Origin of the sequence: Aeromonas sp. LsrichE-8G, assembly GCF_022869435.1 — a bacterium.
GTDB lineage: Bacteria > Pseudomonadota > Gammaproteobacteria > Enterobacterales > Aeromonadaceae > Aeromonas > Aeromonas caviae.
The window spans coordinates 1-20158 of the sequence record NZ_JALIHH010000058.1 but is presented as its reverse complement, the minus strand read 5'-3'; the positions used below and the strand labels follow the sequence as shown (position 1 = coordinate 20158).

15 protein-coding genes and 1 pseudogene are annotated in these 20158 nt (G+C 65.7%); 8 read left to right on the top strand and 8 right to left on the bottom strand.

Annotated features, from left to right (window positions below):
• Nucleotides 1-588: 588 nt before the first annotated feature.
• The 7 genes from MUW49_RS11190 to MUW49_RS11160 form a co-directional block, all read right to left on the bottom strand.
• Nucleotides 589-3483, bottom strand: coding sequence for a DUF748 domain-containing protein (locus MUW49_RS11190; protein ID WP_244812787.1), 2895 nt, complete (start codon nucleotides 3481-3483; stop codon nucleotides 589-591).
• Between the two features lie 282 nt (nucleotides 3484-3765).
• Entirely contained in the window at nucleotides 3766-4179 is a 414-nt protein-coding gene (locus tag MUW49_RS11185; protein WP_048207571.1) for a MerR family DNA-binding transcriptional regulator, read from the bottom strand.
• 54 nt (nucleotides 4180-4233) lie between these two features.
• Entirely contained in the window at nucleotides 4234-5205 is a 972-nt protein-coding gene (locus MUW49_RS11180; RefSeq protein ID WP_244812785.1) for a hydroxymethylglutaryl-CoA lyase, read from the bottom strand.
• The gene (locus tag MUW49_RS11175; protein ID WP_171864766.1) at nucleotides 5202-7166 is read right to left on the bottom strand and encodes a biotin carboxylase N-terminal domain-containing protein; all 1965 of its coding nucleotides are present in this window, start codon (nucleotides 7164-7166) and stop codon (nucleotides 5202-5204) included. The genes MUW49_RS11180 and MUW49_RS11175 overlap by 4 nt, the downstream gene beginning before the upstream one ends.
• Nucleotides 7167-7275: 109 nt before the next feature.
• Complete coding sequence (locus tag MUW49_RS11170; RefSeq protein WP_049636825.1) at nucleotides 7276-8124, bottom strand: enoyl-CoA hydratase-related protein; 849 nt, start codon at nucleotides 8122-8124, stop codon at nucleotides 7276-7278.
• A 9-nt stretch (nucleotides 8125-8133) separates the two neighbouring features.
• Nucleotides 8134-9750 (bottom strand): carboxyl transferase domain-containing protein, encoded by a 1617-nt coding sequence (locus MUW49_RS11165; protein ID WP_244812783.1) that lies wholly within the window; start codon nucleotides 9748-9750, stop codon nucleotides 8134-8136.
• Nucleotides 9747-10895 carry an isovaleryl-CoA dehydrogenase gene (locus MUW49_RS11160; RefSeq protein WP_244812781.1) on the bottom strand — a complete coding sequence of 383 codons (1149 nt, stop codon included), beginning with the start codon at nucleotides 10893-10895 and terminating at the stop codon, nucleotides 9747-9749. The genes MUW49_RS11165 and MUW49_RS11160 overlap by 4 nt, the downstream gene beginning before the upstream one ends.
• A 257-nt stretch (nucleotides 10896-11152) precedes the next feature.
• Between MUW49_RS11160 and MUW49_RS11155 the strand changes: the two genes are divergently transcribed.
• The 8 genes and pseudogenes from MUW49_RS11155 to MUW49_RS11120 all read left to right on the top strand — a co-directional run.
• Nucleotides 11153-12664 (top strand): CoA-acylating methylmalonate-semialdehyde dehydrogenase, encoded by a 1512-nt coding sequence (locus MUW49_RS11155; protein WP_201972165.1) that lies wholly within the window; start codon nucleotides 11153-11155, stop codon nucleotides 12662-12664.
• A gap of 81 nt (nucleotides 12665-12745) precedes the next feature.
• Complete coding sequence (locus MUW49_RS11150; protein WP_244812779.1) at nucleotides 12746-13903, top strand: acyl-CoA dehydrogenase family protein; 1158 nt, start codon at nucleotides 12746-12748, stop codon at nucleotides 13901-13903.
• Between the two features lie 118 nt (nucleotides 13904-14021).
• A complete protein-coding gene (locus tag MUW49_RS11145) occupies nucleotides 14022-14813 on the top strand; it encodes an enoyl-CoA hydratase (protein WP_010674596.1) in 792 nt (263 codons plus the stop codon).
• Between the two features lie 78 nt (nucleotides 14814-14891).
• Complete coding sequence (locus MUW49_RS11140; protein WP_052816214.1) at nucleotides 14892-15992, top strand: enoyl-CoA hydratase/isomerase family protein; 1101 nt, start codon at nucleotides 14892-14894, stop codon at nucleotides 15990-15992.
• Nucleotides 15993-16019: 27 nt separating this feature from the next.
• Complete coding sequence (mmsB, locus tag MUW49_RS11135) at nucleotides 16020-16940, top strand: 3-hydroxyisobutyrate dehydrogenase (protein WP_244812777.1); 921 nt, start codon at nucleotides 16020-16022, stop codon at nucleotides 16938-16940.
• Between the two features lie 71 nt (nucleotides 16941-17011).
• Nucleotides 17012-17773, top strand: coding sequence for an SDR family oxidoreductase (locus MUW49_RS11130; RefSeq protein ID WP_113725435.1), 762 nt, complete (start codon nucleotides 17012-17014; stop codon nucleotides 17771-17773).
• A gap of 365 nt (nucleotides 17774-18138) precedes the next feature.
• Nucleotides 18139-19575, top strand: coding sequence for an arginine-ornithine antiporter (gene arcD, locus MUW49_RS11125; protein WP_052815136.1), 1437 nt, complete (start codon nucleotides 18139-18141; stop codon nucleotides 19573-19575).
• A gap of 91 nt (nucleotides 19576-19666) precedes the next feature.
• Nucleotides 19667-20017: pseudogene (locus tag MUW49_RS11120) on the top strand (sulfite exporter TauE/SafE family protein); the annotation flags it as partial.
• Nucleotides 20018-20074: 57 nt separating this feature from the next.
• On the opposite strand, the gene MUW49_RS11115 reads toward MUW49_RS11120, so the two are convergent.
• Nucleotides 20075-20158, bottom strand: an 84-nt coding sequence (locus MUW49_RS11115) for a transposase (protein ID WP_244812789.1), incomplete at its 5' end; no start/stop codon positions are given.

The following is a 20158-nucleotide window of genomic DNA, read 5'->3' as shown; positions in this document are numbered from 1 at the left end:
CGGGACACGCCGTTTTAGCCTGTGGAGGCGTGGTGCAATCAGGCCGCCCGATGAAGCAGGAACCCGGTACTGCGCGAGCAGCTATCACCCAGTAATGGGGATCCCCCTCCTGTGACGCGAAGCGCTAAGGTGGGGGAGGATGTCAATTTCTCGTCAACCCCGCGCTCGCCACCGTGTTCCCTACACAAGGGCGGGGCGCCTGAGAAACCCGCAGGCGCGCCGTGTTGACTGCCACGGGCGAAAGGGGCGCAAGATCAACGGGCAGGATCAGAGGCTGCCCTTGTCAAAAAGCCAGAGGCGGGATGGGCCATGGGCCCAGTAAAAACGCTTCGAAATGGAAGGGGGGGCGCGGGGTTGGCCCTGTGGCGTGCGCGAGAGAGTGTTCAGGATTGGCCCGATTAGACACTGTATATCTGATCGGGCCATCTATTTTGACATGCCGACATGCCGACATGCTGGATAAAGGGATAACCGGATTGTTCGGGACGGCTAGCGAGAGACATATCCTGATGGAAGGGGTCAGGGGAGGGAGCCCCTCGGGCCATATGCCGTCGGGGCAAACAAGAGGGGCATCCGGCGGGCGCCGGATCAGTTGTCCAGGGTCAGCACCACCTTGGCTTCCTTGTCCGTCTCCTTCACCTGGCTGTCGAGCACGAAGAGGCGCTCCGGCGCGATGCCCTGGGTATCCACCAGATACTCCTTGGTGTTCTGGGCGCGGCGCATGGCGAGGTTTCGCAGGGACTTGGCGGTGATGAGCTGCTGATCCCGCAGCAGGAGCACCGCCTGGGCGCGCAGGGCCTCGCTCCCTTCATCGAGTCGCAACCGGTCGGCCAGATCCCCGAGATCTTCGTTGAACTTGGCTTCATAGGCCTCTGCCAGTGCGGATTGCATGGCGGGATCCTGCTCCAGCAGCGTCAAATACACCGGGCTGCCGGTGGTCTTGGCCAGCAGCCGCTCAAGCTTCTGGCGCTGGAGGATGGGGCGCTCTTCGTTGAAGTTGACCTTGCCGCGAATGTTCATGCTGAGCTTGGGCCTCTCCTTGAGGGCCTGCGCGAGGGTGGTCAGCTTGGTCTGCTGGGTCGGGGTCAGGGCGGGATCGCCAGGCAGGAAGGGGAGCTCGTCGAGATCCTTGGTGCCCCCCGTCAGGGACGCAAGCAGGGAGAAGGGGGAGGTGATGGCCTTGCCGAGGGTATTGCCGAGCACGTCCCAGAAGATGTTGCCCAGGCTGAAATCAGGCTGATCCAGATTGCCCTTCACCTTGAGGTTCATCTTGATGACGCCGCTCGAATCGCTCAGCAGGGCGATGGCGAGGCCGAGGGGCAGATCCTTGGCCTGCTCGCTCTTGACCTTCTCCCCGAGTTGCAGCTTCTTGATGGTGATGTCGTTGTCCCCCTCCAGCCGGTTGCCCTGCAGCTTGTAGTTGAGCTTCATGGAAAGCTGCCCCTTGTCGATGGCATAGCCTGCATAGGTGCTGGAGTAGGGGGTGAAGGTGGTGAGTTCCAGATTGTTGAAGGCCACGGCCACGTCCAGCACGGGATCCTCGATGAGCAGGTTGGCGCCCCCCCGGATGGTGACGGGGGCATAGCGGTCCACCTTGCCGTTGAAGGCGAGCTCGGAGCGCTGCCCCGGGGTGTTGCTGATGTGGCGGCTCTGGCCGTCGAGGGAGGCGATGTCCACCACGAACTCCGGGCTCAGGCTGCGATCGGCGAAGCGCAGGTTGCCCTGGGCGGTACGGATCTGATCGATGACGATGTGCGGGGCGGGGGCGCTCTCCCTGGCGTTCGCGGCGGGTTGCGGCAGCAGCAGTTGCTGCACGTTGGTGATCCCCTCTTCGTTGATCTCGATGCGGGCATAGGGTTTGCTGAGCAGGATGTCGGCGATACGCAGTTGCTGGCTCAGGCGATCATAGTGCAGGCCGCTCAGTTGCAGATTCTCTATCTGGAGCAGGCGCTGGTTGTCGGCTCGATCCAGCACGTTGAGCCCGGCGACCTCGAGTCCACCGCTTATCTCCAGCTTGCTGATGGCCCCCTGGCGGTCGGTGACCAGGTCAAGTCTGGTGCGGCTGGCAAGCTCGCCGTCCCGCACGCTGATGCGCAGCAGATCCTGCAGGTAGGGTTGGGCCAGGGTCAGCGGCAGCCCCTGCTGGCGGATGGCGCCGTTCAGGGTGAAGGGGGTCAGCCCCAGGGTGCCGTCAAACGCCACCGTCGTCCTGGTGTCGAGGGCTGCGTTGAGGGTGAGGGGGCTGGGTTGGGCGGTCTGGCTGCCAAGGGGCCCCAGGGTGAGGGCGATGGCGGAGATGGCCCGTTTCAGGGGCTTGCCGCTGGTGGCTTCGGTCAGGGTGAGGCTGCCCTGGTCGATGCGGGTCTGCTTGAGGGCCCATTGCCAGGGCTTGGCGGGGGTGGCCGGTTGTTTGCCCCCCTTGGGGGTCTTCTGGGGGAGCAGCAGGTCCGCGAGATCCAGTTGTTGCTGGTGGTCGAGGACGGCGGTGATGGCCGGGCTCTTGAGGGTGGCGGCATCGAGCTCAAGGCGCTGCTTGTTGCCATCGATGCGGATCCCGGTCAGCGCCAACTGCTTGAAGCGGGCAAATTCCTCCCCCTTGTTGCGTGTGAGCTGCCAGTTGGCCAGGGTCAGCTTGCCCTTTGACAACTGCCAGTCCAGTCCCTGCTTGCCCTGGGTGAGGCGATAGGCGAGCTCGGCGCTGGCCTCCCCTTTGGCGAGGGTCGCCTTGAGATAGGGGGCCCAGAGGGGGGCGAAGGGGGCGATGGCCACCTTGCCAAGGCTGAGGTTGCCCTTGCCGGCGCCGCTCATCATGTCGAACTCCCCTTCGGCCTTGAGGGGGCTCTTCTCGTTGACGGTGGCGCTCAGGCGATAGGGGTTGAGCACCCCCTCTGCGGTGGAAAAGCCGGGCAGGTGCAGGGCGAGCTTGTCCAGGGTGAGGGGCGGCACCCACCCCGGGCTGCTCTGCTTGCGGCTGTCCCGGTAGCTGAGCCGGCCCTGCTCGACGGACAGCTTGCCGATGGTCACCAGCACGGGCTCGGCGCTAGCTGGCGGCGTTTGCTCCGGCGCAGGGGCGAGCAGGGAGGCCAGTGCATCGGTCAGGTTGAAGCGCGCCTCCCCCTTGAGATCCTCGAGGCGCACCATATCTGCCCTGGGGGCGGTCAGGGTGGCCTCTTCCAGTACCAGGGCGCGCTGCTGCCAGCTCGCTTTCAAGGCGGGAATGAGCTTCAGCTTTTCAAATGACACCAGTGCTTGCTGCTGGTCATCGAGCAGGGCGCTGGGACCCAGCACGAGGGAGGGGGAGCGGATCCCCACCTCTATCTTGCCAAGGGAGAGGTGCAGGCCGTAATGGGTGGCAAGCCAGCCGGGGAGATGGCGCTGGATGAGGGTCGGCGCCTGCCAGAGCAGGATGGTGATGCCGATGAGCAGGAGCGCGAGAAGATAGAGGGCATAGCGCAGCAGACGAGCGGGCAGAGGCTTGAGCATGATGGTCTCCATTTGATGCGCATATGGTAGCAATTAATCGTGCCCGGTTCATGGGAAGGACTCATGAGATGCGCCGCACTCTGACCGGGCTGGGGAATTATTGTGCGACCAAGGCCGGATTTCCCCCGTTTGCCCCACCTCGCCGCTTGCCCAAACCGCCCAGTCTGTCCGGCATGTCGCGACGGGCGATGTGGGAACAAGGGGGTTGCCGGGTCAGGGCCTGCCACTGCGGATATCCACTGGAAAACCGGGATACCGGGGGTGAGATACCCCCAGAGTCTGTCAATCCCCGTCGGTTTTCAAGCCGCCGAGGGAGTGGATGCAGCGCTGCTCGGCGGCATCGAGCTCGGCCATCACCATCTGGATGTCCTCCAGCTGCTGGCGCAGGGAGTGGCGTCTGGCCTCGATGAGCTGGATCATGGAGTGAAGCTGCATCCGGCTGGAGCGGTCGGTGTCGTACATGTCGAACAGCTCGCGGATCTCCGCCAGGCTGAACCCGAGGCGCTTGCCGCGCAGGGTCAATTTCAGGCGGATCCTGTCCTTGTGGCTGTAGATGCGGGTCTGCCCCTCCCGGGTCGGGGTGATGAGCCTCTCGTCCTCGTAATAGCGGATGGTGCGTGGGGTGATGTCGAACTCTTGGGCCAGCTCCGAGATGCTGTAGGTCCTCTCCTTGCCACTGGCGTGTCTGGCTCTCATGGTGCGCCCTCCTGATGAGCTGGCGGGGTCCTGGCCCCGCGGCAAGGGCCGAGTTCATGATGCATGATGGCCTCCCGGGGGGCGCTGCTCGCGCTCTTGTGCGAGGCGCCGTCCCCTCCCGTGCAGGGCCTGGCCGACCCGGGAGCCGTTGGGGCGCCCCAGCAACTCGCTCACCCACTGGCCGGTGGCGGCCAACTGGTCGAGGTCGACGCCGGTGCTCATGCCAAGGCCGTGCAGCAGATAGACCACCTCTTCCGACGCCACATTGCCGGAGGCGCCGGGGGCATAGGGGCAGCCGCCGAGCCCGGCCACCGAGCAGTCGATGGTGCGGATCCCGCGCTCGAGCGCCGGCAGCAGGTTGGCCAGCCCCTGGCCATAGGTGTCGTGAAAATGAACCGCAAGCCGGCCCGCCGGGATCTCGTGCAGTACCGCATCCAGCATGGGAGCCACGGTGCCCGGGGTGCCGACGCCGATGGTGTCGCCGAGGGATATCTCGTGGCAGCCCAGATCCAGCAGCCGCTCGGCCAGGGCGGCGACCCGTTTCGGGCGGGTCGGGCCGTCGAACGGGCAGGCGATGACGGTGGAGAGGTAGCCGCGCACCTTGATGCCGAGGCTGCGCGCCTCCTGCACCAGGGGGGCAAAGCGCACCAGGGACTCCTCCACGCTGATGCCGATGTTGGCCCGGGTGAAGCCGTCCGAGCAGGCGGTGAAGAGGCCTATCTCGTCGGCGCGTGCGGCGATGGCGGCCTGCAGACCCTGCAGATTGGGCACCAGGGCGCCATAGCGGGTCGGCCCCCTGCGCGGCAGGGCGTTAAAGAGTGCGGCGGAATCCGCCATCTGCGGCACCTTTTTGGGAGAGACGAAGGCCCCCACCTCGATGCGCTGCAACCCGCTCTCGGCCAGGTGGGCGATGAGCGCCAGCCGCTGCGCCAGGGAGAGGGTCGCAGCTTCATTTTGCAGGCCGTCCCGCGGCCCCATCTCCACCAGGCTGACCTTGTCGTCCCGGTTCTCGTGCGTGTGGCTCATGAGCGCTCCTCCTGCGCGGTATGGTCCTCGGCAAAGCGCACCAGCAGGGCGCCCTGGCTCACCTGTTCCCCCTGGCGGCACTGCAGGGCCTCAATCACCCCGTCCCGGTCAGCCTTGAGGACGTGCTCCATCTTCATCGCCTCCAGCACCAGCAGGGGTTGCCCCTTGCTGACCGGCTGGCCGGCCTCGACCTGCAGCGCCACCACGATGCCGTGCATGGGGGCCAGGATGCCCGGGACATGGCTCGTGTCATGATCATGGTGGAGCTGATGATGCTGATCATCGAGCGAGAAGCGGATGCGTCTGCCCGCCAGGTGCAGCAAATAGGCGCCCTCGCCGAGGGGCTGCACCGGATAGCGTTGCCAATGTCCACCTTGGCACAGGCGGATCTGATCTGACCCGAGTTCGAACGGGATCTGCTCGCTCTGCCAGAGCAGGGCGCCTCCTCGCTCGGTGAGGGGGAGAGTGCGGGTCTCCTCGCCGATGCGCACCGTGGCGCAAAAGCGGCGGGTGGGGCCCAGCCGAAAGCCTGCGGCCTGCTGCCAGGGGGAGGCATCGCGCTCGCAAGTGGCGAGCCAGAGGGTGGCGAGGGGCCAGGCGATCGCCGGAACAGGCAGGGTGTCGGTGGGAATGGGCCACTGGGTGTGGTGGCGCATCGCCAGCACCTCTGGCACTTCGCACAGGCGTTGCAGGAGCGGGCCGTTGTGCACCAGAGGGCCGAGTTCCAGTGTCGCCAGGGCATCGGCCAGGGTGGCAAAGGCTTCGCTGCGGCTCGGTGCGTGGGCGACGAGCTTGGCGATCATGGGGTCGTAATAGGGGCTCACCTCATCGCCGGCGCCGACGCCGGTGTCGATGCGCACCCCCTTGGGCCAGGTGAGCCAGTGGATGGGGCCGCTCGCTGGCAGAAAACCGGCGGCCACGTCCTCGGCGTAGAGGCGCGCCTCCACCGCGTGGCCACGCAGCACCACCTGCTCCTGGGTGAGGGGCAGCGGTTTGCCCTCGGCCACCGCCAACTGCCAGGCCACCAGATCCTGGCCGGTGATGGCTTCGGTAACCGGGTGCTCCACCTGCAACCGGGTGTTCATCTCCATGAAGAAGAACTCCTCCTTGCAGAGCAGAAACTCGATGGTGCCGGCCCCCCGATAGGCGATGGCCTTGGCCGCAGCCACGGCCGCCTCGCCCATGGCGCGGCGCAGGGCAGGGGAGATGTCGGGGGCGGGGGCCTCTTCGATCACCTTCTGGTGGCGGCGCTGCAAGGAGCAGTCCCTGTCCCCCAGATAGATGGCGTTGCCGAGGGCATCGGCAAAGACCTGCACCTCCACGTGACGGGCGCAGGGGAGATAGCGCTCCAGCAGCACATGGTCGTCGCCAAAGGCGGCACTCGCCTCCCGCTTGACCGCCGCCAGGGCTGCGTCAAAGTCGGCCAGCTGATCGACCCGGCGCATCCCCTTGCCACCGCCGCCACTGGCTGCCTTGATAAGGAGCGGGAAGCCCACCTGGCTCGCCTGATCGCGCAAAAAGTCGGGGTGCTGATCCGCGCCGTGATAACCGGGTAGCACGGGGACGCCGGCTGCCTGCATCAGCCCCTTGGCCCCCGACTTGTCCCCCATGGCGAGGATGGCGGCGCCGCTTGGGCCGACAAAGCGCACGCCCCGCTGTTCGCAGGCGGTGGCAAAGTCGCTGTTCTCGGAGAGGAAACCGTAGCCTGGGTGGATGGCGTCGGCATTCGCCTCTTTGGCAATCTTGAGCACCTTGCCGGTGTCGAGGTAGCTCTCCCGGGCGGGGGCCGGCCCCAGATGCCAGGCCTCGTCGGCTTCGCGCACATGCATGGCGCGGGCGTCGGCGTCGGAGTAGAGGGCGATGGTGTGAATGCCGAGGCGCCGTGCTGTCTTGATGATACGCACGGCGATTTCACCGCGATTGGCGATCAGCAGGCGCTTGATGGGAGTGTGGTTGGTCATGCTACCTCCCTGCTGTTCAAGGTGCACATGTGCGAAGCGTGTTGATCCACACTCCAGTGATATTGACCACAGCTGGCGATCAGCAGGGGCTTGATGGGGTGGTATTGAGTCATGCTTCGTCCTTGAAACGGGGGCGCCAGGTTGGGGGGCGTTTGTCGAAGAAGGCCTGGATCCCCTCTTGGGCCTCGAGGCCGACCCGTACCCGGGCGATGGTCTCGACGGTCTGCTCTTCGTGCTGGTGGCCTGGGCGCCCTTCGAGGGCGGCCAGCAGCCGCTTGGTCTCCTTCATCGCCTGGGGGCCGTTGCGACACAACCGCAGGGCCATGGCGCGTCCCTCCGCCAGCAACTGATCAGGCTGGCTGAGCCTGTGCACCACGTTGAGTCGGCAGGCGGTGATGGCATCGAAAGGCTCCGCGCTCAGCATGTAGCGGCGGGCCTGGCGCATCCCCATGGCGCGCACCACGTAGGGGCTGATCACCGCAGGCACCAGTCCCAGGGTCACCTCGGAGAGGCAGAAGCGGGCATTTTCGCTGGCCAGCACGATGTCGCAGGCGCAGACAAGGCCTAAGGCTCCGCCGTAGGCGGCCCCCTGCACCAGGGCCACCGTGGGGAAGGGCAGCTCGTCCAGTGCCTGCATCAGGTGGGCCAGCACCCGGGCGTCCTCGCGATTCTTGTCAAAGGCGCGGGGGTCGAACGCCTCCCCTGCCATCTTGCGCATCCACTCGAGATCGGCGCCCGCGCAAAAATGCGGCCCCTCGGCGCGCAGCAGCAGCACGTGGGGGCGGTCGGCCAGCGGCTGGCCGTGGGCCAGCTCGTCGAGGCAGTCGAGCAGCCCCTGCATCAGGTCGGCATCAATGGCGTTGTGACGGGCCGGGCGGGCGAGCACCAGCTCGATCACCGGGCCGTGGCGCTCCAGGCGAAAATGGGCAAGGGGATCGTTGAAGAGCGGGTCTGACATATGAACTCCTTACATCCGGAAGATGCCGTACTGCCCGGGGCCCGGCTCGGCCCCCTGGCAGGCCGCCAGCGCCAGGGCCAGCACGGTGCGGCTCTGGACCGGGTCGATGACGCCGTCATCCCACAGGCGAGCACTGGCGTAATAGGGGTGACCCTGGCGCTCGTACTGCGCTATCACCGGGGCGCGAATGTCGGCCGCCTCCGGCTCGCCCAGAGTCTTGCCCTCGGCGGCCAGCTTGTCCCGGCGCACCTGCACCAGCACCCCGGCCGCCTGCTCGCCCCCCATGACGGAGATGCGGCTGTTGGGCCAGCTGAACAGAAAATCCGGTTCATAGGCGCGCCCGCACATGCCGTAGTTGCCGGCACCGAAGCTGCCGCCGACGATCAGGGTGATCTTGGGCACCCGGCTGCAGGCCACGGCGGTTACCAGCTTGGCGCCGTGCTTGGCGATCCCCTCTTTCTCCGCCGTACTCCCCACCATAAAGCCGGTGATGTTTTGCAGAAACAGCAGCGGGATCCCCCGCTGGTTGCAGAGCTGGATGAAGTGGGCCCCCTTCTGGGCGCTGACGCTGTGCAGCACGCCGTTGTTGGCGAGGATCCCCACCTGCATGCCCTCAATGCGGGAAAAACCCGTCACCAAGGTAGTGCCGAACAACGCCTTGAATTCGTCAAACACAGAGCCATCCACCAGTCGGGCGATCAATTCTCGTGCGTCATAGGGGCGCTTGAGACTGGTGCCCACCAGGCCGTAGAGCTCCTCGATGGGGTAGTGCGGCTCATCATAGGAGGGAGCGGATGGGGCGGGTGACGCCGCCGTCTGGTTGTCACCCAGGTTGCTTACCAGGGTGCGGGTGATGGCCAGGGCATGGGCATCGTCCCGGGCCATGTGATCCGCCACCCCGGAGTGGACGCAATGCACCTCGGCGCCGCCCAAGGCTTCTGCGCTGATCTCCTCACCGGTGGCGGCCTTGACCAGGGGCGGGCCCGCCAGAAAGAGGGTGGCCTGTTCCCTGACCATGATGGACTCGTCCGCCATGGCGGGCACGTAGGCACCCCCGGCGGTACAGAGCCCCATCACCACCGCCAGCTGGGGGATGCTCTGGGCCGACATGCGAGCCTGGTTGTAGAAGATGCGGCCAAAATGCTCCCGGTCGGGGAACACCTCGTCCTGCATGGGCAGGAAGGCGCCGCCGGAATCCACCAGATAGAGGCAGGGGAGGCGCAGCCGCTCGGCGATGGCCTGGGCGCGCAGATGTTTTTTCACCGTGAGGGGGTAGTAGGTGCCGCCCTTCACGGTGGCGTCATTCACCACCAGCATGCACAGGCGCCCCGAGACCCGGCCGATGCCGGTGAGGATGCCGGCGGCGGGCACCGGCTCGTCATAGACCTGCCAGCCAGCCAACGCCGACAGTTCGAGAAAGGGGGAACCCGGGTCCAGCAGCTGGTCGATGCGCTCCCGGGGCAGCAGCTTGCCACGGGCCTGGTGGCGGGCCTTGTTGGCAGCACCGCCGCCCAAGGCTATCTCCTCCAGGCGGGCATTGAGATCGTCGACCAGTGCCTGCATGGCGGCCCGATTGGCCTCATAGTCGGGGCTCGCGGTGTCGAGGCGGGAGTGGATCCTGCTCATGCGCTCTCTCCCATCAGCTCGCGGCCGATGAGCCAGCGGCGGATCTCCGAGGTGCCGGCGCCTATTTCGTAGAGCTTGGCGTCCCGCAGCAGGCGGCCTGTGGGGTATTCGTTGATGTAGCCGTTGCCGCCGAGCAGCTGGATGGCCTCGAGGGCCATCTGGGTGGCGTTCTCGGCAGCAAACAAAATGGCGGCGGCGCAATCCTTGCGGCTGGTGCGGCCCTGATCGCAGGCGCTCGCCACCGAATAGACCAGAGCCCGGCTGCTGGCGAGGCGGGTATACATGTCGGCGAGCTTGCCTTGCACCAGCTGGAACTCGCCGATGGCCTGACCGAACTGCTTGCGCTCGCGCACATAGGGAAGCACCACGTCCATGCAGGCCTGCATGATGCCAAGGGGCCCGGCCGCCAGCACCACCCGCTCGTAGTCGAGCCCGCTCATCAGTACCTTGACACCGCCGTGCAGGGGGCCCAGCAGGTTCTCCTGCGGCACCCGGCAGTTGTCGAACACCAGCTCGCAGGTACTGGATCCGCGCATGCCGAGCTTGTCGAGCTTCTGGGCGGTGGAAAAACCGGGAGTCCCCGCCTCGACGATAAAGGCGGAAATCCCTTTGGGCCCGGCGGCGGCATCGGTCTTGGCATAGATGACGAAGGTGTCGGCATCGGGCCCGTTTGTGATCCACATCTTGTTGCCGTTCAGCACGAAGTGATCCCCCTCGCGCACCGCGGTGAGGCGCATGCTCACCACGTCGGAGCCGGCACCCGGCTCGCTCATGGCCAGCGCCCCCACGTGTTTGCCGCTGACCAGATCAGGCAGGTATCTCGCCTTCTGATCAGGGGTGCCGTGGCGGTGGATCTGGTTGATGCAGAGGTTGGAGTGAGCGCCGTAGGAGAGGCCGACCGAGGCGCTGGCGCGGCTCACCTGCTCCATTACCAGCACATGGGCCAGATAGCCGAGGTTCACCCCGTCATACTCCTCTGCCACCGTGATGCCGTGCAGCCCCAGCTCACCCATCCGGGGCCAGAGATCCCGGGGGAAAGCGTTGTTCTGATCGATCTCGCTGGCGCGCGGTGCGATCACTTTCTGGCAGAAAGCCTCGACCTGTTCGGTCAGGGCCTGGAGGGTTTCATCCATCAGGGCATGCATCCGTGCTCTCCTTGGTGCAGTGGACTGCCGATTTCCCCTGCCATCAGGGTGATGACTGGTCAGTCCATTCGTGATTCAAGTTTACGTTAGCGTAAACGTAAATTGATTGTTAGTCTAAGGTAAATTCGATGGCAGCCCGCCGCAAGGGGCTACTCGGGCAGAGGAGCGCAAGGAGTGAACAGGATGTGCAACAGCAACATGGATGTGGCCGGCCCAGGGTGGCCTGCCATCGCCTGCCAACGGGCTAGGAGGGGGGCATGAGCCAGCATCACACCCAGTACGGGGATCTGCCGCTCTACATCGGTGGCGAGGCGTGTCCGTCCGCAAGCGACGAGTGGATAGAGGTGACCAACCCGGCGGATCAGAGTCTGCTGGCGCGGGTGCCTAAGGCTACCCCGGCCGAGATCGAGCATGCGGTACGTACCGCCCACGACGCCTACCTGCAGTGGCGGGAGGTGCCGGCCCCCGAGCGGGCTCGGGTGATGTTCAACTACCAGCATCTGTTGAAAGTGCATCACGACGAGCTGGCGACCCTGCTGGCCCAGGAAACCGGCAAGAACCTGGCGGATGCCAAGGGCGACGTCTGGCGGGGCATCGAGGTGGTGGAGCAGGCCTGCGCCATTGCGAGCCAGACTCTGGGGGAGACCATGGGCAACGTGGCGCGCCGGGTCGACGGCCACTCCTGGGTGCAGCCCCTCGGGGTCTGCGTCGGCATCACGCCGTTCAACTTTCCGGCCATGATACCGCTGTGGATGTTCCCGCTGGCGGTGGCCTGCGGCAACGGCTTCGTGCTCAAGCCCTCCGAGCAGGATCCCCTCACCCCCATGCGCCTGGCCGAGCTGTTTACCGAGGCGGGGGCCCCCAAGGGCATTCTGTCGGTGGTGCATGGCGGCGCCGAGCAGGTGGATGCGCTGCTGGCCCATCCCGATGTCAAGGCAGTCAGTTTCGTGGGCTCGGCCCGGGTCGGCGGCCACGTCTATCGCAGCGCCACGTCGCAACTCAAGCGGGCCCAGTGTTTTGTCGGCGCCAAGAATCACATGGTGATCATGCCGGATGCCAACAAGGCGCAGGTACTCGGCAACCTCGTGGGAGCGGGAGTCGGCGCCGCCGGTCAGCGCTGCATGGCCATCAGCGTGGCGGTGTTCGTGGGGAACGCCAGGGAGTGGATCCCCGAGCTCGCCGCCGAGTTCGCCAAGGTGAAACCCGGTGTCTGGCACGATCCTGAAGCGGCCTACGGCCCCCTCATCAGCCCGGAGGCGAAAGTCAGGGTGGAGGGGCTTATCGAGGCGGGGATTGCCGAGGGAGCCGAGTGCCTGCTGGACGGCCGTTTTTGCGACGTACCCGGCTACCCGGTGGGCAACTGGGTGGGACCAACCCTGTTTCGCGGCGTGACCCCCGAGATGCGCATCTACCGGGAGGAGATCTTCGGGCCCGTGCTGGCCTGCCTCGAGGTGGGGAGCCTGGATGAGGCGCTTGCCCTCATCAACGCCAACCCCTATGGCAACGGCACCTCCCTCTTCACCGGCTGTGGCGCCGCCGCTCGCAAGTTCCGCCACGAGGTGGCGGTGGGCCAGGTGGGGATCAACGTGCCCATCCCGGTGCCGCTGCCGTTCTTCTCCTTCACCGGCTGGCGTGGCTCCTTCTACGGGGATCTGCACGCCTACGGCAAGCAGGCGGTGCGTTTTTACACCGAGACCAAGACGGTCACCGAACGCTGGTTCGACGAAGACATTCCCAGCGGCCCCAATATGACCATTCAGCTGCGCTGACGGCAGGGGTTGCCCACTTTGCCCGGGTGCCCCCATTGACAGCAACGGATCGACGGAACAAATACAAAGGAAGCGAACAAGATGGATTTTACCCTGACCGAATCCCAACGGGCCTGTGTCGAGTCGGCCGGCGCCTTCGCCGATCTGGCGCTCAAACCCCACGCCGCGCGCTGGGACAGGGAGCACGAGTTCCCCATCCCCACCATCAAGCAGGCGGCGGCGCTGGGTCTGTGCGGCCTCTATACCCCGGAGCAGTATGACGGTCTGGGCCTGAGCCGGCTCGATGCCAGCCTCATCTTCGAGCGCCTCGCCATGGGCTGCACCTCCACCACCGCCTATCTCACCATCCACAACATGGTGAGCTGGATGCTGGGCAGCTGGTTGCCTGCCGAGGTGGCCGAGGAGTGGGTACCCAGGCTCGCCAGCGGCGAGTTGCTGGGATCCTACTGCCTCACCGAGCCGGGGGCGGGCTCCGACGCGGCGACCCTCAAGACCCGCGCCGTGCGCGATGGCGAAGATTACCTCCTCGACGGCAGCAAGGTGTTCATCTCGGGCGCCGGCAGCACCGACGTGCTGGTGGTGATGGCCCGTACCGGTGGAGAGGGGGCCAAGGGGATCTCTGCCTTCATGGTGCCGGCCCAGACCCCCGGCGTGAGCTACGGCAAGGCGGAGGAAAAAATGGGCTGGAACAGCCAGCCGACCCGGGAGGTGAACTTCAATGCCGTGCGCATTCCCGCTCGCTTCCGGCTGGGGGAGGAGGGGGAAGGGTTCAAGTTCGCCATGCGGGCGCTCGATGGGGGGCGCATCAACATCGCCAGCTGTTCGCTGGGCACCGCCCAGCAGGCCCTGGACGACGCGTTGGAGCACGTGCGCCAGCGTCAGCAATTCGGGCGTCCGATCAGCGAATTCCAGAGCGTGCAGTTTCGCCTGGCCGACATGGCCACCGAGCTCGCCGCCGCCCGCCTGCTGGTGCGCCAGGCGGCCGCCAAACTCGATGAGGGCAGCCCGGACAAAAGTGCTTGGTGCGCCATGGCCAAGCGTTTTGCCACCGACGTGGGGCACCGCATCTGCGACGACGCCCTGCAACTCTTTGGCGGCTATGGTTATATCCGCGAGTATCCGCTTGAGCGCTATCTGCGCGATACCCGGGTGCACCGCATTCTGGAAGGGACGAATGAAGTGATGCGGCTCATCATCGCCCGCCGCCTGCTGGCCGACCCCGGCCTGGCGCTGGAGTAGCGGGAGGGGCCTGCCCTGAGGACGCAGTCGGCACGTCCTCAGGCTTTGTGAGCCAGGAGCAGGTTGGCTCCATTCAACCCTGTCATCATGGGGCAGTTTTTTTGACAAGGACAACGCAATGACAAGGATCAGGCTCGAATATCACGGCCACGTGGCCTACATCACCCTCGATCACCCACCCGCCAACACCTGGACGCTCGCCAGCCTGAAAGCCTTCTTGCAGATGATGGTGGAGCTGGATGGTCGCCCCGACGTGGTGGCCCTGGTGATCCGCGGTGCCGGAGAGAAATTCTTCTGCGCCGGCGCCGATCTCAAGATGTTCGCCGACGGCAGCCTGGCGCATGCCCGCGAGGTGGCCGAGGCCTTTGGTCACGCCTTCGAGGCGCTGGCCCGCTTTCACGGGGTCAGCATCGCCGCCATCAACGGTTATGCCATGGGAGGGGGGCTCGAAGTCGCGCTGGCCTGCGACATCCGCATCGCCGAGCAGCAGGCCAAGCTGGGGTTGCCGGAGGCCTCGGTGGGGCTCCTGCCCTGTGCTGGCGGCACCCAGCGCCTCACCGAGCTGGTGGGGCCGGGCTGGGCCAAGCGGATGATCCTCTGCGGCGAGAAGGTGAGCGCCACCCTGGCCTACGAGATGGGGCTGGTGGAGGAGGTGGTGACCGAGGGGCACGCCTGGGAGGCGGCGCAGCAGATGGCCCAGCTGGTGGAGCGCCAGAGCCCGAGCGCCCTGCGCGCCTGCAAACAGCTCATCAATCAGGGGCGAAGCACTCACAGGGACGCGGCGCTGCCGCTCGAGCGCAGCCTCTTTCTCGCCCTGTTTGACGATGCCAACCAGCGCGAAGGGGTGGCGGCCTTCCTGGAGAAGCGGGCCCCGCGCTGGCGATACGACCAATCCAAACCGAAAGAGTGAGGGAGTGAAGGATGAATGAGGTAATGATGGCGGCCCGCCATGTCGCAGGGGCAGATACCCGGTCTGCGGGGGCTGCCCATGAGTGAGCCCGTGCGCATCGAGACCCACCCCACGGCGGATGGCCGCTACATCGGCATGCTGACTCTGGACAGCCCCGCCTCCCTCAACGCCCTGAGCCTTGAGATGATCCAGTTGTTGCAGGGGGCGTTGACCCGCTGGGAGCAGGATCCGGCCATCGTCTGCGTGCTGCTGCAGGGGGCCGGCGAGAAGGCATTCTGCGCCGGTGGCGACATCCGCTCCTTTTATTACCGCAAGCAGGAGGCGAGCCACTCTGAGTTGTTCGGCTATGCCCGCGACTTCTTCCTGCAGGAGTACCGGCTCGATCATCACATCCACTGCTACGGCAAGCCCCTTGTCTGCGTGGCGGACGGCATCTGCATGGGGGGCGGCATCGGCCTCTTTGCCGGGGCCGCTTTTCGGGTGGTGACGGAGAAGAGTCTGTTCGCCATGCCGGAGGTGACCATCGGCCTCTATCCGGACGTGGGGGCCAGCTGGTTTTTGAGCCGGATGCCGGGGCGGCTCGGACTCTGGCTCGGCCTCACCGGTGCCCGCTTCAACGGGGCGGACGCCATCGGCCTGGGGCTCGCGGGTCACGCCATGGGGAGCCGCGAGCGGGCCGAGCTGCCGGCGCGCCTCGCCGCCCTCGACTGGTCCGCAGGCGACCCCTGCGAGCGGATCGAGGTGCTGCTCACCGGTTTGCAGCGATCCCTTGGCCAGACGCTGCCGACCCCCGTGCTCTTGCCCCACCAGGCCCGCATCGATGCGCTGTTGACCGGCCGCTCCCTGCAAGGGGTGCTGGCACGCCTCGAGGGCGCCGAGCTGGACGAACCGGCGCTGGTTCAGGGGCGGGAGACCTGCCTTCGCGGCAGCCCCATTAGCCGCGCCATTCTCTGGCGCCAGTTCTGGCAGGCACGGCGCCAGTCCCTGGCCGAGGTCTTTGCCGACGAGCTGACCCTCTCGGTCAATTGCGTGCTCAGGGGGGACTTCGTGGAAGGGGTGCGGGCCCTGCTCATCGACAAGGACAAATCCCCCCGCTGGCAGGCCCCGCAAACGGGTGAGGCCTGGCTGGATGCCTTCTATCGCTGGCCCGAGGGGGACAACCCCTTGCGCCTCCGCTGACGCGGGATCACACACAAGGAGCACACCATGACAAGGATTGGGTTTATCGGGCTTGGCAACATGGGGGGGCCCATGGCCGCCAACCTGGCCAAGGCGGGGCACAGGGTGCAGGTGTTTGATCTGGTGCCCGAGAGCCTGAGCCGGGCCATCCAGACCGGCTGCCTCGCCGCCGGGAATGCCCGGGAAGCGGTGAGCGGCTGCGAGCTGGTCATCAGCATGCTGCCAGCGGGCGACCACGTGCGCAGCCTCTGGCTGGGGGAGAGTGCCGGTGAGCGGGGTGGCCAGGATCTGCTGGCGGCCCTGTCGCCCGGCGCCCTGGTCATCGACTGCTCCACCATAGACGTGGCCTCGGTCCGTCAGGTGGGGGCGGCGGCGAAGGCGAGCGGCATCCGTTTTCTCGATGCCCCCGTCTCGGGGGGCGTGGCCGGTGCGGCGGCGGGCACGCTCACTTTCATCGTCGGCGGCGAACAAGCGGATTTTGAAGCGGCCAGACCCGTGCTCGCCTGCATGGGGCAGAACCTGTTTCACGCCGGGGCGCTTGGCGCTGGCCAGATCGCCAAGATGTGCAACAACATGCTGCTCGCCATCCACATGGCGGGCACCGCCGAGGCGCTGGCGCTCGGGGTCAAGGAGGGGCTGGATCCCGCCGTGCTCTCCACCATCATGGGCAAGAGTTCGGGCAACAACTGGAGCCTGGAGCGCTACAACCCCTGGCCCGGGGTGATGGAGAACGTGCCGGCGTCGCGTGGGTATACAGGGGGCTTTATGACCCGGCTGATGGTCAAGGATTTGGGGCTCGCCATGGCGTTGGCGGAACATGCCCACAGCGCCGTGCCCATGGGGGCCCTGGCCCGCAACCTCTTCAACCTGCACGGGAGCTTGGGCCAGGAGAACAAGGATTTTTCCAGCATCCTCGAGCTCTATCGGGACAAGACAGCGCCGGGTTAAGGGCCGCTATCTACCTATTTACCCGATAGTCTTTGACTCGACAGTCACCGGCCATCTCACCAGGAGCATTTATGGATATCACACGGAAAGTCATCGCCATCACGGGGGCGGGCAGGGGGCTGGGCCGCGCCATCGCTCTGAGTCTGGCGGAGCAGGGGGCCGTGCTTGCGCTCATCGACGTCAACCGCACCGATCTGGAGGTGACCGAGGCGGAGGTGCGCAGCCGTGACGGCCGCTGCGCCCTGTTCGTCTGCAACGTGGCAAGCGAGCCGGAGGTCGAGGCGACCTTCGCCGCCATCAAGGATCAGTTCGGTGCCCTGCACGGTCTCGTCAACTGTGCCGGCATCCTGCGCGACGGCATGCTGATCAAGGTGAAGGAGGGGGCACTGACGGAGAAGATGAGCCTGGCCCAGTGGCAGAGCGTCATCGACGTCAACCTCACCGGCACCTTCCTGTGCGGGCGCGAGGGGGCGGCGCTGATGGCCATCGGCGGGGAGGGGGGCGTCATCATCAACATCTCCTCCATCGCCCGGGCTGGCAACATGGGCCAGAGCAACTATGCCGCCAGCAAGGCGGGAGTGGCCTCTCTGGTGGTCACCTGGGGGAAGGAGCTGGCCCGTCACGGCATCCGGGTGATGGGCATCGCCCCCGGCGTCTTTGCCACCGACATGACGGCGGCGATGAAACCCGAAGCCATGGCCCGCATGCAGCAGGCCATCCCGGTGGGCACCCTGGGGCAGGCTGCGCAGCTGGCCCAGACGGTGCAGTTCATCCTTGCCAACGACTATCTGTCGGGGCGGATGATCGAGCTGGACGGCGGCTTGAGGCTCTAGTCCCCCCCTGCATATACCCTCTCTGACGCCCCTCCTGCAGGGCGTTTTTACAGGGGAAAGGCCCCTGAGCAAGGGTGCATAGCCATGCAGGTCCGCTTTTTGAAAAGCGGGGCGACATCATGAAAAGTCGTGAAATATCAACGGGTCTTTCTTAATTTGAACCAGCTCACAGGCACCCCGGGTCAGTGCTGTAAAATTGCGCGCGGTCAAGGCGGCTCATGATTGACGGCAAGAGGGATTGCGGCCGGAATAGTCATGCAATATAGTTGCCGCCTTTTTCACGGGGTACGGATTTTTAGCCCCTCCCATGTCGCGCGCTGTATGAATACGGATGCTCAGCCGCCGCCTAATAAAACAGGTTTGAGATGGACAAGAAACTGGGGCTGGGTGCCCTCATTTCGCTGGTGATCGGCTCCATGGTCGGTGCCGGGGTTTTCAGTCTGCCGCAAAACATCGCAGCGCACGCCAGTGCCGGGGCCGTCGCTCTGGGATGGGCCATCACGGGGATCGGCATGATCTGCCTCGCCCTGGTCTACCAGAATCTCTCCATGCGTCGACCGGATCTCGATGGCGGCATCTTCAGCTACGCCAAGGCAGGGTTCGGGGATTTCGTCGGCTTCAACGCCGCCTGGGGTTACTGGCTGTGCCAGCTGCTGGCCAACGTCTCCTACGCCATCGTGGTGTTCAGTGCGCTGAGCTACTTCTTCGACACGCCGGACAATGTCATCTTCGGTGACGGCAATACCCCGGTCGCCATCGCGCTCGCTTCCCTGCTCATCTGGTCGGTGCATGCCCTGGTGCTGCGCGGCATCCAGGTGGCGGCGCTGGTGAACATCGTCACCACCATCGCCAAGATGGTGCCCCTCATCGTCTTCTGCGTAGCCATCCTGCTCGCTTTCAACATGGAGACCTTCACCCTGGATCTCTGGGGGCAGGGGAGTCCCGAGCTCGGCTCCGTGATGGATCAGGTCAAGTCCACCATGAAGGTGACCCTCTGGGTCTTCATCGGCATCGAGGGGGCCGTGGTGGTCTCCGCCCGTGCCCGCCATCGCAAGGACGTGGGCCGCGCCACCGTGCTGGCGCTGCTGGGGGCCCTGGCGCTCTACGTCATGGTGACCCTGTTCTCCCTGGGGGTCATGAACCAGCCGCAACTGGCGGCCCTCAAGAACCCCTCCACCGCCATGATCCTGGAAGCCGTGGTCGGCCCCTGGGGCGCCTGGCTCATCAACATCGGCCTGGTGATCTCGGTGATGGGGGCCCTGCTGAGCTGGACCGTGCTGGCGGCGGAAGTGCCCTACATAGCCGGCAAGACCGGGGTCTTCCCGGCCTGGTTCGCCAAGGAGAACAAGAACGGCTCCCCCAAGGTGTCGCTCTGGTGCTCCACCTGCCTGGTGCAAATCTTCCTCATCATCATCTACTTCCAGAACAGCACCTACCTGGCGCTGGTGAACATCGCCACCTCGGCGGCCCTGGTGCCCTATGTCTTCTCCGGTGCTTACGGCCTCAAGCTGGCGTTGAAAGGGGAGACCTACGCGGGCCAGCCCCATCAGCGCAAGCGCGACCTGCTGCTGGCCTTGGTGGCCACCGTCTATGGCTGCTGGCTGGTCTATGCCGCCGGGGTGGAGTACCTCTTGCTGGTGGCGCTGCTCTACAGCCCGGGGATCTTCATCTACTGGAAGGCGCGCCAGCACCACGGTCTGCGCAGCCTCAACCGGCTGGAGCAGGGGATGACGGCAGCCCTGCTCGGTTGCGCCGTGCTGGCGTTCTACAAGGTGATGGACGGTACCATTCCCCTGCATTAATCGGCACAATAAAGAGATGGCAAGATGCCATCTCTTTTTTATGGATAATGGCGGTCAAGTTGACCGCTGTTTCGTTATTGAAGGAATGTTTATGCTGTTTGTGGGCTATCTGGTGTTGGGCGCCTTCGCGGGCATGCTGGCCGGGCTGTTCGGTATCGGCGGCGGCCTCATCATCGTCCCCGTGCTGGTCCTGAGTTTTCACGCACAGGGCGTGGCGCCGGAGATCATCACCCATCTGGCCCTCGGCACCTCGCTGCCCACCATGATCTTCACCGGTTTCAGCTCCCTGCGTGCGCACCAGGAGGCAGGAGCGGTAGACTGGGGGATGATTCGGCGCCTGGGCGCCGGCATGCTGGTCGGTGCCTGGCTCGGCGGCATGACCGCCAACCTGCTGAGCGCCAGCACCCTCAACATCATCATCGGCTGCTTCGCCTGGACCATCTTAAATGCGAAAGGGGACTCCCTCCGACGTAGGTGGGAGGGGAATTTCGCCGGGGCGTCAGCCCCGCTGGTTTTGAATGTATTGCTTGATCACCTCTAACGGCGCACCGCCGCAAGAGCCCACAAAGTAAGAGCGTGACCA

What these genes read in the sequence shown, in the direction of transcription:
- MUW49_RS11190 (WP_244812787.1), bottom strand. Translation starts at nt 3,483, where the DNA reads ATGCTCAAGCCTCTGCCCGCTCGTCTGCTGCGCTATGCCCTCTATCTT.
- MUW49_RS11185 (WP_048207571.1), bottom strand. Translation starts at nt 4,179, where the DNA reads ATGAGAGCCAGACACGCCAGTGGCAAGGAGAGGACCTACAGCATCTCG.
- MUW49_RS11180 (WP_244812785.1), bottom strand. Translation starts at nt 5,205, where the DNA reads ATGAGCCACACGCACGAGAACCGGGACGACAAGGTCAGCCTGGTGGAG.
- MUW49_RS11175 (WP_171864766.1), bottom strand. Translation starts at nt 7,166, where the DNA reads ATGACCAACCACACTCCCATCAAGCGCCTGCTGATCGCCAATCGCGGT.
- MUW49_RS11170 (WP_049636825.1), bottom strand. Translation starts at nt 8,124, where the DNA reads ATGTCAGACCCGCTCTTCAACGATCCCCTTGCCCATTTTCGCCTGGAG.
- MUW49_RS11165 (WP_244812783.1), bottom strand. Translation starts at nt 9,750, where the DNA reads ATGAGCAGGATCCACTCCCGCCTCGACACCGCGAGCCCCGACTATGAG.
- MUW49_RS11160 (WP_244812781.1), bottom strand. Translation starts at nt 10,895, where the DNA reads ATGCATGCCCTGATGGATGAAACCCTCCAGGCCCTGACCGAACAGGTC.
- MUW49_RS11155 (WP_201972165.1), top strand. Translation starts at nt 11,153, where the DNA reads ATGAGCCAGCATCACACCCAGTACGGGGATCTGCCGCTCTACATCGGT.
- MUW49_RS11150 (WP_244812779.1), top strand. Translation starts at nt 12,746, where the DNA reads ATGGATTTTACCCTGACCGAATCCCAACGGGCCTGTGTCGAGTCGGCC.
- MUW49_RS11145 (WP_010674596.1), top strand. Translation starts at nt 14,022, where the DNA reads ATGACAAGGATCAGGCTCGAATATCACGGCCACGTGGCCTACATCACC.
- MUW49_RS11140 (WP_052816214.1), top strand. Translation starts at nt 14,892, where the DNA reads ATGAGTGAGCCCGTGCGCATCGAGACCCACCCCACGGCGGATGGCCGC.
- mmsB (WP_244812777.1), top strand. Translation starts at nt 16,020, where the DNA reads ATGACAAGGATTGGGTTTATCGGGCTTGGCAACATGGGGGGGCCCATG.
- MUW49_RS11130 (WP_113725435.1), top strand. Translation starts at nt 17,012, where the DNA reads ATGGATATCACACGGAAAGTCATCGCCATCACGGGGGCGGGCAGGGGG.
- arcD (WP_052815136.1), top strand. Translation starts at nt 18,139, where the DNA reads ATGGACAAGAAACTGGGGCTGGGTGCCCTCATTTCGCTGGTGATCGGC.